The organism is Methylocystis sp. NC52PC (genome assembly GCF_055698645.1).
This window is the reverse complement of the sequence record NZ_CP170127.1, coordinates 1,838,093-1,854,927: the sequence shown is the minus strand read 5'-3', so window position 1 is coordinate 1,854,927 and position 16,835 is coordinate 1,838,093. Positions and strand designations below refer to the sequence as shown.

Annotated in this window: 14 protein-coding genes and 2 pseudogenes; 11 read left to right on the top strand and 5 right to left on the bottom strand. The window is 62.8% G+C overall.

Features of this window, described 5'->3' with window-relative positions; genetic code table 11:
- Window positions 1-26: 26 nt before the first annotated feature.
- The 4 genes from ACETII_RS10975 to ACETII_RS10960 all read right to left on the bottom strand — a co-directional run bounded on the left by ACETII_RS10975 (window position 27) and on the right by ACETII_RS10960 (window position 6,137).
- Entirely contained in the window at window positions 27-1,568 is a 1,542-nt protein-coding gene (locus ACETII_RS10975; protein WP_472788046.1) for a CYTH and CHAD domain-containing protein, read from the bottom strand.
- A gap of 37 nt (window positions 1,569-1,605) precedes the next feature.
- Window positions 1,606-1,803, bottom strand: coding sequence for a hypothetical protein (locus tag ACETII_RS10970; protein ID WP_472788045.1), 198 nt, complete (start codon window positions 1,801-1,803; stop codon window positions 1,606-1,608).
- A gap of 145 nt (window positions 1,804-1,948) precedes the next feature.
- Window positions 1,949-3,124 (bottom strand): methionine adenosyltransferase, encoded by a 1,176-nt coding sequence (gene metK, locus ACETII_RS10965; RefSeq protein WP_363345827.1) that lies wholly within the window; start codon window positions 3,122-3,124, stop codon window positions 1,949-1,951.
- The gene (locus ACETII_RS10960) at window positions 3,114-6,137 is read right to left on the bottom strand and encodes a cation-translocating P-type ATPase (RefSeq protein WP_472788044.1); all 3,024 of its coding nucleotides are present in this window, start codon (window positions 6,135-6,137) and stop codon (window positions 3,114-3,116) included. The genes metK and ACETII_RS10960 overlap by 11 nt, the downstream gene beginning before the upstream one ends.
- A 622-nt stretch (window positions 6,138-6,759) precedes the next feature.
- On the opposite strand from ACETII_RS10960, the gene ACETII_RS10955 reads away from it, so the two are divergent.
- The 11 genes and pseudogenes from ACETII_RS10955 to ACETII_RS10905 all read left to right on the top strand — a co-directional run bounded on the left by ACETII_RS10955 (window position 6,760) and on the right by ACETII_RS10905 (window position 14,810).
- Window positions 6,760-7,167: a hypothetical protein gene (locus tag ACETII_RS10955; RefSeq protein WP_472788043.1), complete on the top strand. Its 408-nt coding sequence runs from the start codon at window positions 6,760-6,762 to the stop codon at window positions 7,165-7,167.
- A 904-nt stretch (window positions 7,168-8,071) separates the two neighbouring features.
- A complete protein-coding gene (locus ACETII_RS10950; protein WP_472788042.1) occupies window positions 8,072-8,338 on the top strand; it encodes a hypothetical protein in 267 nt (88 codons plus the stop codon).
- Window positions 8,339-8,954: 616 nt separating this feature from the next.
- A complete protein-coding gene (locus tag ACETII_RS10945; RefSeq protein ID WP_472788041.1) occupies window positions 8,955-9,650 on the top strand; it encodes a hypothetical protein in 696 nt (231 codons plus the stop codon).
- Between the two features lie 291 nt (window positions 9,651-9,941).
- A complete protein-coding gene (locus tag ACETII_RS10940) occupies window positions 9,942-10,310 on the top strand; it encodes an ArsR/SmtB family transcription factor (RefSeq protein WP_472788040.1) in 369 nt (122 codons plus the stop codon).
- Window positions 10,279-10,776 carry an ArsI/CadI family heavy metal resistance metalloenzyme gene (locus ACETII_RS10935; RefSeq protein ID WP_472788039.1) on the top strand — a complete coding sequence of 166 codons (498 nt, stop codon included), beginning with the start codon at window positions 10,279-10,281 and terminating at the stop codon, window positions 10,774-10,776. The genes ACETII_RS10940 and ACETII_RS10935 overlap by 32 nt, the downstream gene beginning before the upstream one ends.
- Window positions 10,773-11,075, top strand: a pseudogene (locus tag ACETII_RS10930) (arsenate reductase ArsC); the annotation flags it as partial. The gene ACETII_RS10935 and the pseudogene ACETII_RS10930, both read left to right, overlap by 4 nt.
- A 65-nt stretch (window positions 11,076-11,140) precedes the next feature.
- Window positions 11,141-11,497: an arsenite efflux transporter metallochaperone ArsD gene (gene arsD / locus ACETII_RS10925; protein ID WP_472788038.1), complete on the top strand. Its 357-nt coding sequence runs from the start codon at window positions 11,141-11,143 to the stop codon at window positions 11,495-11,497.
- Between the two features lie 9 nt (window positions 11,498-11,506).
- Window positions 11,507-13,273 (top strand): arsenical pump-driving ATPase, encoded by a 1,767-nt coding sequence (arsA, locus tag ACETII_RS10920; protein WP_472788037.1) that lies wholly within the window; start codon window positions 11,507-11,509, stop codon window positions 13,271-13,273.
- A gap of 81 nt (window positions 13,274-13,354) precedes the next feature.
- A pseudogene (locus ACETII_RS10915) lies at window positions 13,355-13,609 on the top strand (arsenic resistance protein); the annotation flags it as partial.
- A gap of 194 nt (window positions 13,610-13,803) precedes the next feature.
- Window positions 13,804-13,995: a hypothetical protein gene (locus tag ACETII_RS10910; protein ID WP_472788036.1), complete on the top strand. Its 192-nt coding sequence runs from the start codon at window positions 13,804-13,806 to the stop codon at window positions 13,993-13,995.
- A 5-nt stretch (window positions 13,996-14,000) separates the two neighbouring features.
- Window positions 14,001-14,810: a class I SAM-dependent methyltransferase gene (locus ACETII_RS10905; RefSeq protein WP_472788035.1), complete on the top strand. Its 810-nt coding sequence runs from the start codon at window positions 14,001-14,003 to the stop codon at window positions 14,808-14,810.
- A 1,064-nt stretch (window positions 14,811-15,874) separates the two neighbouring features.
- On the opposite strand, the gene ACETII_RS10900 is transcribed toward ACETII_RS10905, so the two are convergent.
- Window positions 15,875-16,786, bottom strand: coding sequence for a putative nucleotide-diphospho-sugar transferase (locus ACETII_RS10900; protein ID WP_472788034.1), 912 nt, complete (start codon window positions 16,784-16,786; stop codon window positions 15,875-15,877).
- Window positions 16,787-16,835: the final 49 nt, after the last annotated feature.

Here is a 16,835-nt window from a genome sequence, read left to right as displayed (position 1 = left end):
TCCATGGCCATCGCCTGCTTTCGCCCTTATCTCCAGAAACAGCGCGCGCTTTTGAACGCGAGCCATTGATCGTTCAGGTACGGCTCGGGGCTGGTGATTTCGCGGGCGCACCAGCCCATGACGATCCCGGCGGCCGGCGACGTCGACGGCGCGGCTGCTTGCGCCACCAATCTCGCGGCGGAGACCGAATCGTTGTGGGCGCCGAGCGCGTCCTGAAGCGCGCCCGCAGCTTTGGCGAATTTCCTGACGCCCGCCGCTTCATATAGCGAGGCCAAAAACTCCGACGCGTAGCGCAAATTTTTTAGGATGATCCTCAGACGGTGGCGCTGGTCGGGTTCGGCCGCCATCAACTCTTTCCCAAGCTTGCGCGCGCGCCTGTAGAGTTGTTCGAGCGCTTCGTCCGCAAGGCTTCGCGCGGGGCGCCCGAGTTTCTTGAGATCATCCGTTCCGAGCTGATTGCGCCAGCCCCTCGACGCCAAAAAGGCTTGCAGCTCGAGCACGAAGCGCGAGGTTTCGGGGGCGCAGATCGTTTCCCTGGCCTTTCGATAGGCGTCGAGACGTTCTGCCGAGGACGCCGCAAGAAGCGCCTGGAAAGAGGGCTCGGCGGGAAACGCTTTGAACGGCCCCTCCGAAACAAGCGCGATGAACACATCCTGATCGCGCGCCGGCCCGAGCGCATTCGCCGCGCGTTTGGCGTCTTCGCGGAACCTTTTGAAACCGGCGCCGGGGAACGCCTTCTCGAACAGCCCGAGCGCTGCGCGCAGGCGCCTGAGAGCGACCCGCATCTGATGAACCGCCTCGGGGAGGTCGCCGTCGAGCAACGCCGGCCAGTTTTCGACAAATTGCGTGAGACAGTCTTGGATTACGGCGCGCATGGCGTCTTCGATCGACACCGCCGTCTCCAACTGCAGCCCAGTGGCTCTGACTTCCGCCGGCTTTTCTCCCCGGGCCAGAAGGAAGCCGCGCCGCGACTTCGACGACGGGTTGAGCCTCAACCCCGCGCGCATCGTCAGCTGCGCCGCGAAGGAAAAGAGCGTCGCCGGGTCGCCGTCCTTGAGCTCCAATTCGCACTCCGAAATTTTGACGCGGCTTTCGGACGCGACGATTTCGCCCTCGTCGATTACGATCTCCAGGACCGAGGAGCTGAGACGCAGTTCGGCCGTGCGGCGGCGCACGCGAGTTTCGAAACGCGGAACCAGCGCTTCGCCGCCGGTCGCCCGCATCACTCTCTCGGAGATTTTCGGTCCGAAAATGCTTACGTCAGGTTGATCGTCGTGGAAAGGCGCTTCTACTTCTCCTCGCGAGAAGCCGTCGCTCTTCTGCAGCGTCCACTTCAAGTTCATGTGGCAACGCGCGCCGTTCTTGCGCAGGCGCAAGGAGATCCCGGCGCGATCGAGCGCATCGTCCCGCGTGTCGAAATAGGCGGCGACCAGCCGTTGCGCGCGCGGCCGAACGGTCGCCGTGGCCAGCAACTCGAGATCAAAGAGCGATGCTAAAAGATCGGGCGAACCTTCCAGTTTGACTTCCACCTCCCGATCGGATTTCTCAAGCGGGGAAGGCGTCGACACATTCCTCTCCATGGCGCCCTGATCCCAGTATCGCCCGTCACGCGCTCGTCGGCCGGTTTGCGAGCTTGTCCTTCTTCTTGTTCTTTTTCACGACAAGCGTGAGCTTGTTGCCTTTCTTGGATATTTTAACCGACTTGAGTTTCCCCTCCCCGACGAAAATATGGCCACCGACGCCCTCGAGCCATGCGCGCATGCGCGCAACGTCAGGGGTTTCGAGACCTTTTTCGTCTTGCATGATCGTCTCCAGCTCGTTTGAATTTTTCAGCGCCGCCGTAAGCGGGCGTCATCTATTCCACATGAGACTGTCACAATGAATTACTTTCTGAAGCGCCGCCAAGCGGCGTCCCAATAAGCGACAACGGCGGCGTTTCCACGTCTCTTCAGCTGCGCAGGGCCCCGGCCAGGTCGGTCGTCTCCCAGGGAAGATCGAGGTCGGCGCGGCCGAAATGGCCATAGGTCGCGAGCGGCAGATAGAAGCCTTTCGGCCCCGCGGCGGCCGCCCGCCGCCGCAAGCCGAAGCGCCGCACGATCGCAGCGGGTCGGAAGTCGAAGACCGCAGCCAGGCGTCGCGCAATCGCCTCGTCGCTCGTCTTTCCTGTGTTGAAAGTCTCGACGCTGAGGCTCAGCGGCTCCGCCTGGCCGATGGCGTAGGCCAGATGCACCTCACAGCGATCTGCGAGACCCGCCGCGACGATGTTCTTCGCCGCGTGACGCGCGGCATAGGCGCCGGCGCGGTCGATGCGCGAGGGGTCCTTGCCGGAGAGCGCGGAGCCGCTCTGACGCGCAATCTCGCCGTAGGAGTCGATGCCGATCTTGCGGCCGGTCAGGCCGGCGTGGCGCGCGGGTCCGCCGATTTCGAGCGGGCCGCCGGCATTGATGACGACGCGGGTCTGGGCGTCCGGCATTATGTCCCCCGTCGAGAGAGCGTCGAGCGCGATGGCGCGCAGCCGGTCCTGGGCCTCCGACCCTGCAGAGCCGTCGAGGGCGACGGTGAGCGACAGGCTGTGCAGGCGCGTCGGGCGACCGTCGCGATAGTGCACGGAAACCTGCGTCTTGGCGTCGGGCGACAGCGCGGAGAAACCGTGGCGACGCGCCGCGTCCAGCGCCCTCGCCACCTTGTGCGCGAAATAGATGGGCGCGGGCATGAGCTCCGCCGTGTCGCGGCACGCGTATCCGAACGCATTCGCCTGTTCATGCGCGACGCGCCGCGCGATCGCCTCCTCGTCGTCTTCCGCGAGCTCCGGCTCCCGGCTTTCCAGCGGAAGTTCGGCGAGACTGGTCAGGATCGAGCAGCTCCGCGCGTCGAAGCCTTCGGACGTATAACCGGCGTCCTGGATCGCCTTGCGCGCCAGAGCGGGCAGGTCCACCCGCGCGTCCGCGGCATAGCGCGCGGCGAGAAACAGGACCCCGGTCGCCAGCGCGCATTCGACGACCACCCGCGCGCTTTCGTCCTCCCGCATCAGGGCGTCGACCGCCGCGTCGCTGATCTGGTCGCAGAGCTTGTCGGGATGGCCGGGGGTGACCGACTCCGAAGTGAAAATCATGTCAGGAGACACGCCGTCCTCCATCGTGGCGCACAGGCCGCGCGTCGCCCGGACGGGGGTTCGAAGCCCGGCCGATCACGTCGTTCAGGAGCGAGCTGCCGATCGCAATCGCGCCGATGCGGAGCAGATCGCCGGGCCCGAGCGGCGCGAGCCCCAAGAGGCGCTGCGCGGGCGGCAAGAATTGCGCCGCGCCCTGAAAAAGCAGGGACAGAGCGACGCCGCCATAGAGTCGCGGGTTTGGCCGGCGGCGAATCTCGCTCGAGACGCCCCGCGTTTCCGAACGGCAGGAGATAGCGTGCAGCAACTGGCCGACGGTCAGTCCATGGAAGGTGACGGCGCTGGCCCGCGCCCCGCCGGCGAGGCCGTTAACGCTGAGATAGCCCATGAGCGCCGCGCTCGCCATCACTGCGCCTTCGCGCAGCGTGCGGCGGAAATCGTCGGCCCCGAGGATCGGCGCGGCAGGGTCGTGCGGGGGCTGCTCGAGAACGTCGCCTTCGGGCGGCTCGAGCCCGAGCGCGAGAGCCGGCAGGGCGTCGGTCGCCAGATTGAGCCAAAGGAGCTGCATAGGGGTCAGCGGCTCGCGGAGATTGAAAAGCCCCGCGCCCAGCATGACGAACGTTTCCGAGGCGTTGGTCGAGACGAGATAGCGCAGCACCTTGCGGATATTGGCGTAGGTCGCGCGGCCGAGGCGGATCGCCTCGACGACGCCGTCGAGGTCGTCGCTCGCGAGCACGATGTCCGCCACCTGTCGCGCAACGTCCGTTCCTTCGCCGCCCATGGCGATCCCGACGTCGGCCGCGCGCAGCGCCGGCCCGTCGTTGACGCCGTCGCCAGTCATGGCGACGATCCGGCCGCTCGCCTGCAGCGCCTTGACGATGTTGAGCTTGTCGACCGGGCTCACGCGCGCGAAGACGTCCGGCTGCGCCGCCAGCGCTTCGAACAGCTCGGGACGAAGATTGGCGATCTGTCCCGCCTCCAGCACGCGCAATTCGCCGCCGTCATTGAGATCGAGCCTGCGCGCGATGGCGAAGGCCGTGGCGCTCTGGTCGCCGGTGATCATCACCGTCCGGACGCCGGCGCGATGCAGTCGCTGCAGCGCCGGACGCACGCTGGCCCGGATGGGATTGGCGATGCCGGCGAGGCCGAGCCAGACGAGATCGCTTTCGTCGCGGAGATCTCCGCCGCCCTCGCAATATGCGACGCCGAGGACCCGCAGCGCGTCGCCCGCCATGCGCTCATTGGCTCTGAGCGCTGCGGCGCGCGCCGGCTCGTCGAGCGTGACGACGCCCGCGGCGGAAAGGCGCCGCGTGCAGCGCGCCAGCACTTCCACGGGATCTCCCTTGACGCAAAGGAGACGCGCGCCCTCCGCCGTCTCGCGCAAGGCGCTCATTCGCTTGCGTCCGTCGCCGCGGGCGGCGGTCGAGAGGACCCGCGCCGAGAGACGCAGCGCCACCGGATCGACGCCGAGCGCGACGCCGGCCGCCAGCAGGGCGGTTTCAGTTGGCGTGCCGTCGAACTCGAAGCTGTCGTCGCCGTACGTCGCGACGGCGTCGCTGCAAAGGACCGCAATTTCGAACAGACGTCGCGCCTGAGCGCGCAGCGCGCCGTCCATCTCCGCGCCGTCGCGCAGCAACCGTCCCTCACGCAATTCGAGGGCCGCGCCGTCGACGTGGACCGCGACCGCCGCCATACGGTTTTCGGTGAGCGTGCCCGTCTTGTCGAGGCCGACGATCTCGACGGCCCCGAGCGTCTCGACCGCGTCGATCTTGCGAACCAGCACCTTGCGCCGGCGCATGTCCTGGACGCCGACGGCTAACGTCGTCGTCGCAACGGCTGGGAGGCCTTCGGGTATCGCGGCGACGGCGAGCGAAATTGCGCTGCGCAACGTCTGCAGGAGAGGGTGACCGCGAATCAGGCCCAGAGAGAAAACACAGGCGCAGATCAGGCCGTTGATCGCCACGAGCTCCCGCCCGACCTCCCCCAGTTCGCGCTGGATCGGCGTTTCCGGCGGGCGCACGGCCCCGAGCAGTTCCTGCACCCGGCCGATCTCGGTGCGCCGCCCGACCGCCGTGACGACGGCGGCGCCCGAGCCGCCGGTGACCGCCGTGCCCCGGAAAACCATGTTGCGGCGGTCCGAGACGACCGTATCCGGGGGCAGCAGGGCCAGCGCATCCTTGACCGCAGGCTGCGCTTCGCCCGTCAAGGGCGACTCGTTGACGCTCAGTCCATCGCTCTCGACCAGTCGCGCATCCGCAGGAATCATCGCGCCGCGCTCGATGAGGATGAGATCGCCCACCGTCAGCTCGGCAGGGTCGATCAGGCTTCGCGATCCGTCGCGAATGACCACGGCCTGCTGCGCCGCGTCGCCCATGAGGTTGACGATCGTGCGGTCCGCTTCCCGTTCGGTCGCCGTGGCGATGCCGGCGTTGACCAGCACCACGGCGGCGATCATCACGGCGTCGGCCACGCCGCCCGTGGCGACCGACAACGCCGCCGAGGCGGCGAGCAGCGCAATCGGCAGGCTGGTCATCTGCTCGGCCAAAATGGCGGCGGCCGAGCGGGGTTTTGCCCGCGGCAATTCGTTCCGGCCCCAATTGGCGACGCGCGCCGCCGCTTCTCGCAGCGTCAATCCCTCGACCAGCCGCGTTTCCAGCCGCGCGACGAGCTCCAGGACCGGGGCGGCGTGGGCCACAACGTCGTCCGAAGGGAAATCGAGCGCGCGAACGCCTGGCAGCGGCGACGAGGCCGTCTCCGCGGCCGTGACGGCGGAATCAAGCGTGGAAAGAATCTGGCGCTCCGTCGCCGGAAACGCATATCTCACGAGAGCGGAACCGGTCAGCGCGTTCGTCCTGACCGCAAAGACGCCAGGAACCCGCTTCAAGGCTTCCGCGGCCCGCCCGCAGAGTTCGTCACGCCTCCATAGGCCCGGATGTCGCAGCCGCAGGCGACCGGGCACGGCGTCGTGAACGACAAAGGCGCCCGCCGGCGCATCTGATCTCTCTTCTGCGCGGCTGAAATAATTCATGAGGCTGCCGTTGGCGTCCGGTCGTCGGGCTTCCCTCGACGGATCACCTTCGTATGAAGCAACAATGACACGCCGGCGGCAAGGGTCTCACTGCCTTCGACCCGGCCCGTAGCCGCGCGCGGCGGCGGGCCCCGCGCGAACGAAGTTCGCGCAAGGAAGTTGGCGCTTTTTGGTGCTTCCTATTGAAATGGTTAGTTGAATTTCTCAAAAGAAAAGCGTCATCTCGTCGGTTGTGGGCAAGTGGGGTTGACGTGCTCGCCTGTGCAAAAAACGCGCAGGCTTCGTTGCATTCGGCACGGAGACGCATATGACGACCCACTTAATAAAGGTAGCCCTGGCCACTGGCGCACTGGCGGCCGCGCTGGTGGCGCATACGGGCGCAGCGGATGCGCAGGTCAGAGGCGGCCGCATGGGCGGGGGGTTTAGAGCCGGGGGCTTTGGCGGCGGGGGATTTGGCGGATTTCGGAGCGGGGGCTTTGGCGGCGGCGGATTTAGCGGATTTCGCAGCGGGGGCCTTGGCGGCGGCTTTAGCGGATTCCGTAGCGGGGGCTTGGGCGGGGGCTTGGGCGGCGGTTTTCGCGGCGGGCTGCAAGGCGGGGGCCTGGGCGGCTTCCCAAGCGCAATGACGCCAGGCGGCGGCTTCCGTGGAGCGGTCATTCCCGGCGGCTTCCGCACGGGGTTGGACGGGCGCGGCCTGATCGGACGCCCCCCTGGCGGGCAGGGGTGGAACGGGCGTCCCGTCGGCTGGCCGAATACAGGCTGGCGGAACCCTGGGCATGTCGGGCCGGGCGGCTGGGCCTGGCGGCGGAATCGGGGGTATCGTCACTGGCCGTTTTACGCCGGGCTTGGTTGGGGCGGGCTTGGCTGGCCCTATTATTACGCCGACTTCGGCTACGACAGCTGCTACCGGCCTCGACTTATTCACACTAGGTGGGGCTTGCGCAGGGTTTGGGTCAACGTCTGCGATCCCTACAATGGCTGGGATTACACTTGGGGCGCGCCCTCGGTCAGGGTCGGCTGGGGCTGGTGATCTAAGACTGCTGCAACTGCGTCCTCCCGCAACAGGGAGGGCGCGCACGCGGCGGCGCCCCTGTGGACTTTTCCTAGCAACCGGCCGATTGCCCGCTCTAGGCCCGATCACGCATGAGGCGACGCCTATCCGTGTCGCTGACGTTCTTTGCGGCGCATGCGAACGACTAATAGTAATAGTGACGCCGATAAATGCGTCTACCGACTCGACGGTAGTGGCGCCGGTAGACCCGGCGACCAACTCGACGGTAGTGTCGCCGACCGACGCGGCGCCAGTGCCCATATTGCGCATCCTCGACCTGCACGCGTTCGACATCGTCTTGCGTAGCGACCGCTGACTCCACCTCCGAACGATGATCGTGACCGGAGCTAGCAGGCGGAATGAATGCATGGGCGGGCATGGCTGTAACGGCCCCGATCCCCACGCAAAGCATTTGCAAAAAAGCGCGCCGTTCCATCGAAGCCTCCTGATCCCTTGCTTGCGCTAGCCCCGTCTGGGAACTTGCGAGGGCTAGAGCCGGTTCCTCTCCCACTGAGAACAAGGTGGCAAAGCACGCGTCATTGTGGGGGGCTCAATCCTGCCGCCGATATCCGCAAGGCGGGCAGACACGGCTATTTATGGGCGATCGCCCGGAACCCAAAGCGTCGACGTGAGATGGTTAGTGAAGGTTGGCGAGGAGCGCGATTGCCCGTCTTTGTGGCCGACGTGCTCCACTGCATCTACCAGCTCATCACGTTCCATTTCCTTTATCCCCTGGAGTTGCTGTTTACGGCGCGCGCTGCTTGCGCTTGTCCCGTATGCGCTCGTGCGGTGGCCCTTCAATCGCCTCGCGCGCTTGCTGTTTGCTCTTTTCCTAACCGCGGACAATTCGATCGAAGAAGCAAGACCGGCGGAGAAGAAGCCTATGCCAAACGAACCCCAAGCGACGCAGGATTGGTCGAAGCCCGCTGCAATGGCGATCCCAAAGGGCGGCTTTTTCTCCGAAAAGGTCGAGCAAGGGCGATACGGCCCCATCTTTCCCAAGACTCCCGCTTGTTACGGCTTTTCGATCCTCGCCAAGGTCATTCCGGGTCGCGAGGAAGGCTTCTACCAGCACGCTAAAGACATCGAGAAAGCAGTGGCGGAACAGCCGGACTGTCTTGCTATCTTGCAGCTGCATTACCGTCGATGACGCCAGATGGAATACGAGTTCTGGCGCGCCAGCCGATCGACCTTGAGCGCCCGCATCCCTTTACAGCTGCGGGGAACAGGGAGTTCAACTGTCCTCTCTGGATGCCGCCCAAGGAAGATCGGGCCGGCGACATCGTCTTGGCGGACTCAACCAACTTCACCACGCTGTTCGGTGGCGACGAGAGCCTGAAGCACTTTTGGAACAACCTCGCCGCCATGAGATAGCGCCCAGCCAAGAGAAGAAGCCCCCGGCGGCCTAGCTAATACCGACCGGATGGCGCGGTGAAACCGTGTCGGCGCCCGTTACGGGTATTGGCGACGTCTGCTTCTGGCAAGCGACGGCGACTCGAAAAGGCGTGGGGTCGCTGTGAGATTGGCTCGGACCAGCGTTCGCAACCCTTTTGCGCCGCCACAATTCTAACATCAATCACGGTCCACCTTGGCTCACGGCGCAAAAGCCAGGTCTGGGTCTTCGCGCTTCCAGTTTGGATTGGCAGGGTAGGTATTTTCAACCGTTTGCCGTTTTTTCGCCATGTCCTTCTTCATCAGATCGCCGGAATGGCTGCCCGGATCCCAAAGGCCAGCGCATAACAAGAAACGAAGAACAGGAGCGAGGTATGGCAGAGGTTCTTTTCAGCGACTGGACTCTCACAGCGTTCATGCAAAGAGAAGAAGAGCGCCGGAGGAAGGAGCAAACTGAAGCGGCTGTTATCTCCCCTAATCGGGAGACGCCACGCAGCGCGGAACCTCTCCGCAACGAATGGACGATCGCGGCTTTGCAACAAAGATTCGCTGCGCTGGAGCAACGGATTAACAATTTGGAACAAGTAGTGGGAGAACAGAGCAGGAAAGAGCAGGCCGAGGCGGCTAGCGTTGCGCCAAGAGAAATGACGCCGGGCGGAGAGAAACTCCTTCTCACCAACCCTACGCTCGTCGAGCCTGACGTAGTAGACCAACAGGCTCAATATGCCGCAGCCAGAATCGACAATTTACGAGTGGAAAGCGCCGGCGCCGCTGGCGAGCAAAGGCTGGATCGAAACGAGGCCAAGATCGCAAGGCTCGATGCGGGAGGCCGGCTGGATAGACATCCGATCGACGTCCGCCCGGACAAGACCGAGCATGTCGAACGGGTCCAAAAAAAGGCGACGCGCGGATTTGTCTCGTTCGCCATCATCGCTCTCACCGCGGGAGCAACAGGTTTTGGAGCGGCGATTCACGTAGTGCCGATCGAGAAGGCCGTTCATTTTCGGGATCTGACAAACCGCGGCCTCGCCTCTATTTTTGAGGGCCGTTCACTTCCAATAAAACGTTAGTTCAAATTGTGATGCTCGCCCTTGGCGTGTCGAAAGGCGAGCATATCAAGAGGCTCCATACGGGGCATGAAAATGGCGGAGGGGCCGGCCTTGAACGAGCGTGAGCCGGCGTGGACGAATACGGGCGTGGAGCGACGAAGCTGTAACCACGAGGTAACCACGGGTTTGGGGCGGCAAGACAAGCTGAACCGTGAAAAGACGCGCCCAAAGAAACAAAAGCCTTGCTGGACTAAACTCTTGGACGAGCCAGGCCAGCTTGACACGATCAATTAATTTCATAATATTGGAAATATGGAAAAACAGGAAGTGATTGCGGCCCTCGTCGCGCTCGGTAACGAGACCCGTTTGGATATTTTCAGGCTGCTCATGCAGGCCGGACCTGAAGGGCTCCCCGCGGGACAAATTGGCGTGCGACTGGGGCTCCCGCCCGCGACGCTGTCCTTTCACCTCAACCAACTCAAACACGCGGACCTAATAACCTTCCGCCGTGAGAGCCGGTCGCTAATCTACTCGGCGGCTTATCCGGTCATGAACGCGCTGCTCGCCTACATGACCGCGAATTGCTGCCAAGGCGCAGCCGCGTCGTGCGAAGCCGCTTTTCCTTCAACTTGCCAGCCAAAGGAAATCCATGAAACGCCTGCACGTGCACGTGTCCGTTGATGACCTTCAGGGGTCGATCCGCTTCTACAGCGGGCTTTTCGGGACTCAGCCGACCGTCGCCAAGCCAGACTATGCAAAATGGATGCTTGATGACCCACGCGTGAACTTCGCGATTTCGGCCCGATGCGAAAAAGCGGGCGTCGATCATCTCGGGATTCAGGTCGAGACGCCCGATGAGTTGCGGGAAGTCCATGGCCGCCTGCAACAGGCTGAACGGCCTGTGCTGGAAGAAGGCGCGACAACTTGCTGCTACGCCGAGTCCGAAAAAGCGTGGACCTCCGACCCACAAGGGCTTTTGTGGGAGTCTTTCATGACGACCGGCGAAAGCACGGTTTTTGGTGACGACACCAGGTTGGCGGGATTCCGCACAAGCGGCGGGAAGGCGGAGTCCTCTCCCTGCTGCGGCGCGAAACCTGCGCCGGTCATTGAAGCCGCTTGTTGTTCTGGAACGGGAGCCAATAAATGACCGAGCGCGTCTATAATGTCCTCTTTCTTTGCACCGGCAACACGGCGCGCTCGGTGCTCGCGGAGGGCATCCTCCGCAAGGACGGCGCGGGCCGCTTCAACGCCTTCTCGGCGGGACGCCAGCCTAAGGGCGTGGTCAATCCTTACGCCCTCAAGACGCTAGAGGCCTACGACTATCGAACCGACGGCTTCCGCTCGAAGAGCTGGGATGAATTCGCCGGCCCCGGCGCGCCGAAGATGGATTTCGTTTTCACAGTGTGTGACAGCGCGGCGGGCGAAGCCTGCCCGGTCTGGCCGGGGATCCAATGACGGCCGCCGCCACAAAGCAGAAGCCTGACCGCCTTACGCATTCCGAAAGCACTCTCATGACCACCATCCAAGTTTTCGATCCCGCCCTTTGTTGCAGCACCGGCGTCTGCGGCGTCGAGGCCGACCAGGCGCTTGTCACCTTCGCGGCGGATGTAGACTGGGCGAAAAAGAACGGCGCGCAAATCGAGCGCTTCAACCTTGCGCAGCAACCCATGGCCTTTGCCGACAACGCCACGGTGAAAGGCTTTCTTGAGCGTTCGGGTCAAGAGGCGCTGCCGCTGATCCTCGTCAATGGCGACATTGCGCTTGCCGGACGCTACCCGAACCGCGCTGAGCTGGCGCGCTGGGCTGGCGTCAAGGAAGCCGAAGCGCAACAGGGCTCATGCTGCAGCGGCAAGACCTCCTGCTGCTGAAGGAACGCCATGAGATTCCTCGAAAGCGCGCCGCGTTTCCTGTTCTTCACCGGCAAGGGTGGCGTCGGCAAAACCTCGATTGCCTGCGCTACGGCGATCCAGCTCGCAGAAGCGGGACGCCGCGTGCTGCTGGTTAGCACCGATCCGGCGTCGAATGTCGGCCAAGTTTTCGGGGTTTCGATCGGGAATAAGATCACCCCGATTAGCGACGTTCCACGGCTGTTTGCCCTCGAAATCGATCCGGAAATGGCGGCGCAAGCCTATCGCGACCGCATTGTTGGCCCGGTGCGCGGCAAGCTGCCGGACCCCGTGGTGAAGGGCATCGAGGAGCAACTGTCGGGAGCCTGCACGACGGAAATCGCGGCCTTCGACGAATTCACCGCGCTGCTGACTGATACGGAAATCACTTCGGCTTACGACCATATTGTTTTCGACACCGCGCCCACTGGTCACACCATCCGCCTGCTGCAACTGCCCGTCGCTTGGTCTGGCTTCCTTGAGGCCGGGAAAGGCGATCCCTCATGCCTGGGGCCGCTCGCGGGCCTTGGGAAGCAGCGCGCGCAATATAACGCCGCAGTGCAGGCGCTCGCGGATGGACAGCGCACCCGGCTCGTCCTTGTTGCCCGCGCCCAGAATTCGGCCCTACGTGAAGCGGCGCGCACCCATGGCGAGCTCGCGGCAATCGGCCTCTCCCAGCAATTCCTCATCGTCAACGGGCTGTTGCCCAAGGACGAAGCGGCGCTCGACCCTCTCGCCAAGGCAATTTACGGACGCGAGCAAGCGGCCTTGGCCGCGATGCCGGACGAACTGCGCGCTTTGCCCCGCGATGATGTGCCTTTAAAGCCGTTCAACCTCGTCGGGCTCAATGCGCTGCGTCAGCTGCTCGTTGAAGCCACCCCTCAACCGGAAGCGACGGGGGAGCCGGTCGCGCTGCACGCGTCAAGCCTCTCCGATCTCGTGGATGACATCGCCGCCGAAGGCCATGGGCTCGTCATGCTGATGGGCAAGGGCGGGGTCGGCAAGACGACGCTGGCGGCGGCAGTCGCCGTCCACCTGGCGCGGCGCGGGCTGCCAGTTCACCTCACCACCTCCGACCCTGCCGCGCATCTCACTGAGACGCTGCATGGCTCCATGGCGCATCTGACGGTCAGCCGTATCGATCCGCACGCCGAGACCGAACGCTACCGGCAGGAAGTGCTGCGAACGAAAGGCGCGAAGCTCGATGCCCAAGGGCGCGCTTTGCTCGAAGAGGATTTGCGTTCGCCATGCACCGAGGAAATCGCCGTCTTTCAGGCCTTCTCACGCATCATCCGCGAGGCGGGCGAAAAATTCGTGGTCATGGACACCGCGCCAACCGGTCATACCCTGCTGCATCTGGACGCGACAGGCGCCTACCACCGCGAGGTCGCGCGCATGCTCGATGCCAAAGGCGCGCATTACACGACCCCGATGATGCAGCTTCAGGATCCGAAGCGCACCAAGGTCCTTCTCGTTACCTTGGCCGAAACCACACCCGTCCTCGAAGCCGCCAACCTGCAAGCCGATCTGCGGCGCGCCGGGATCGAGCCATGGGCATGGGTCATCAATAACAGCGTCGCGGCAGCGCGTCCGCGCGCGCGCCTCTTACGCAAGCGCGCGCAAAGCGAGCTGGCTGAAGTGGAGAAGGTGGCGACGGTCCATGCCCGCCGCTACGCCGCCGTGCCGCTTCTTGCGGAAGAGCCCGTCGGCGTGGAACGCCTTCTGAAACTGGCCGCAGCTGTCAGGGAACCGGCCTAAGCCTGCTTTACAGGAAGAGTAACGATCATGAGTGAAGCCACGACCCTCCCGCGCCCGCCTCAAACCCGCCAAGCGCCAGCCATGGGCGTCTTCGAGCGTTACCTGACGCTCTGGGTCGCGCTCTGCATCGTCGCCGGGGTTGTCCTCGGCCAGGCCATGCCTGCCGTCTTCCATGCCGTTGGCGGGGCGACGGTCGCCGCGCTTGTCTGGCTCATGATTATCCCCATGCTCCTGAAAATCGACCTCGCCGCTCTCGGGCACGTCAAGGAGCATTGGCGCGGGATTACCGTCACGGCCGGCATCAACTGGCTGGTGAAGCCCTTCTCCCTGGCGCTGCACTTCTTCGAGCTGGCCGTCGCGACGGCAATCGCGCTGTTTGGCTTTCAATCGGGCGCGGCGCTAGCGAGGGTCGTCGGTGTGCTCGTCGAGGTGCCGGTCATGCTCTCGGTCGTCCATATCGTCCGCCGCACGCGCGGATGGTATGAACATAAAGCGGCGGCTTAACTCATAGCTCGAACGGAGCAGTCTGAATGTCAAAAAATCCGCTTCGCCACCACACGCCTGAGGACGACCCGGAATCTGGCGCTCCCGGTACGGGGGAGGATGTTTGCCCGGAATGCCATGGGACCGGCAAACAGGTAGATAAGAAGACCGGCCAATCCACGGAGGAGGCCTGCGAACGCTGCGACGGAACCGGGCGGATCATCGAGGGAATTGGCTAGGCCCCATGGGTGAATTGGAAGAAGCGAAGGCCAAGGCCGCCGCCGCTTACAACGCGGCGGCGGATTATTTCGACCATCCCGTCAGCTCCTTCTGGCACCGCTTCGGACGGCGGACCGTCGAGCGCCTCGGCCTGCGTGCGGGTGAGACGGTTCTCGATGTTTGCTGCGGAAGTGGCGGATCGGCCTTGCCTGCCGCCGAAGCCGTCGGATCGCAGGGGAAGGTTGTCGCCGTGGATTTGGCCGAACGCCTCGTTAAGCTGGGCGAAACGAAAGCGCGCGCCAGGGGCCTCCGCAATATCGAGTTCAAGACAGGGGACATGCTTGCGCTCGGCTATCCCGACGCCAGCTTCGACGCCATCGTGTGCGTCTTCGGGATTTTCTTCGTCCCGGACATGGTGGCGGCTGCCAAGGAACTCTGGCGCATGCTGCGCCCCGGCGGGCGGCTGGCCGTCACGACATGGGGACCGGACCTCTTCGAGCCCGCTAATAGCGCCTTTTGGGAAGCTATTGGCGCCGAGCGCCCCGACCTCATGAAGGGCTTCAACCCATGGGAGCGGATTTCGACGCCTACGGGGCTACGAAAGATGCTCGGCGAGGCAGGTATCGAAAACGCAGAGATTGTCGCTGAAGCGAGAAACCACCCGCTCAATTCACCCGAGGATTGGTGGTTGATCGCCATGGGCAGCGGCTATCGCGGCGCCATTGCCCAGATCGATGCCGAAACACTCGCAAGGGTCCGCGACAGGAATCTCGCCCTTCTAGGGCAATGCGACGCGATTACGACGAACATCGTATACAGCGTAGCTGTGAAATAGAATCGCATCACCTTGCGATAGGGCCCGCGGTGACCACCCCAGCTCCACCTCCTGACTGGCGGCTTTTCCACCGCCCGGGGGCCAGAAATTACACCACGCCCGTGCACGCTATCCGCTGTGCCCGGTGGTGAACGACGTTATTGCGCGCGCTCAACCGCTTTGCGACACTGCCGCAACATTTCTATCGGCAGCTGAGATTCTTCGAACAGAATCGGAAAGCAGCACCGCCGCCTTTTTGACTCGCCGACAGCCCGCGCTGTCACGCCAGTGCGACAGCACCGCGCGGCTAAGATTATGGGCTGTTGTTAAATGCTGCAAGTCCCGACGCTTGGCCTTGAAGGCGACGGCGGGTGCGCCCAAACTGCCTTAATTTCTCCAACCAAACTCGGTTTAGTTGGGCTCGATAGGCTATTCAAGCCCCAAACGCGGAGCGCTTGCTATGTCCAAAGAAGCCATGTCAACCGCGTCGAAGAAGACGGACGTGAGCGAACACGCCAAGCTGTTGAAGCAGTTGCACGATAAAATCTTAGAGCAACTTAATTCGACGAGCGCAATAAAATCCGACGACTTAATAGCAAAAATGTCTTCCGTTACGTCTTCTTAACGGGGCAACGCCGCGCCAATCCGGCTATCGCAGTAAGACATCAAGTCTTTATTAACAAATTGGGCGTCGCATTAATCCCGCAACGTCAGGCAATTTTGATCCGCCAGCGTCAGCAAACCTTGGCGACACCAAGCTTGGCGTTGCACCATCTGAGAGCCAACGGTCCGCCAGAGCGAGCTCGGAGAAAGCGGCCTGCCCCCAAAGGGTCTAAGGACGGGCCGCTCGCTGACACCAAATAATCCTTGAGACAGCCTGGACCTAGCCTCACTTCATCGATGGTTAAAGCTAAGAAATTGATTTGAAAATCTGTTCCTGGAAGCATGCGCCTATTTGGCAACACAGCAACTTGGGAGACGTGCGCCCCTGCCCTAATCCATCAACAGCCGCCCCTCCCAATTTCATGCCTGACCGGTGCAAGACGGGGTTCCTCTTCTCCTCCGCGGGCGCAACAAATGTCATTTCATCGCGTATCAGGCCAAGAATACAGGAGGGTCTTCTTCAGCCACTCCAAGCCGAAGCGCCTCGATAACCGACGCCGCAGGCGATGAGCGCGATCGGAGAGGTTGTTCCAAGAAAACAGCTTTTCCTCAGCTGCCTCCAGCAGGCCCTGGTAATAGATAGCGTTGTATTTTGCCATAGCCTGGATTTTCTGCTTTTTCCCGATCAAGTAATTAAAATGCAAGACGTAAGCCGAATCGAACGGAAACGGCGTCGAGGGCCGGTCAATACGTTCGGGAGTGTCCAACATATCTCGACCTAGGAACTGATTTGCGCACGCGAACAGCTCTACATTCAGCGCGTGGACCTTGATGTCTCGTTCGCGGCCCAATCGGTTAAGGCATTCCTGATCGCTGAAATCTGTTTTGATCTCGACGAGGTGCGATTGGATATCTCGAAAAAGCTCCAAAACTACCGGGTCAGGCCTGGCGAGCCAAAATCCTGCACAGTACACGCCTTTCGGACTTTCAAATTGCATAATGAGCGGAGCTGTGGTGGTCTCCAAGATCAATTTGAGATGTTCGCCAGGATTTCGTAAGAAAACAATATCGCCATCAACAAAAAAAACTTTCTTACCGGTCTTCAATATTTCAGCCGCCACGGCGTACTTGTACGCCATCGTTTCGCACCATCCGCTTTCGCCGAAATTTGTCCATTTGTTATAGGAATTACGCCCGAAGACCTCTGCCCGAATTCCCCTAGCCGATAACATTTGCTGCACGGAGGGATCAGGCGTGTAAACGACGAGTTCGCCACCCAATCCGATTTGCTCGAGAGATGCATGCAAATTCAAGATAAAGGGCAAATATCCAGCTGTGCAGACTGTGATCAAGGTAGTATCGGGGAGGATTGAGTCGGTTTTGACGATGTCCATCGGAAGCATCTGCGCGTGTGGGGAAGACCAATCGCGGTCCGATTTGAAG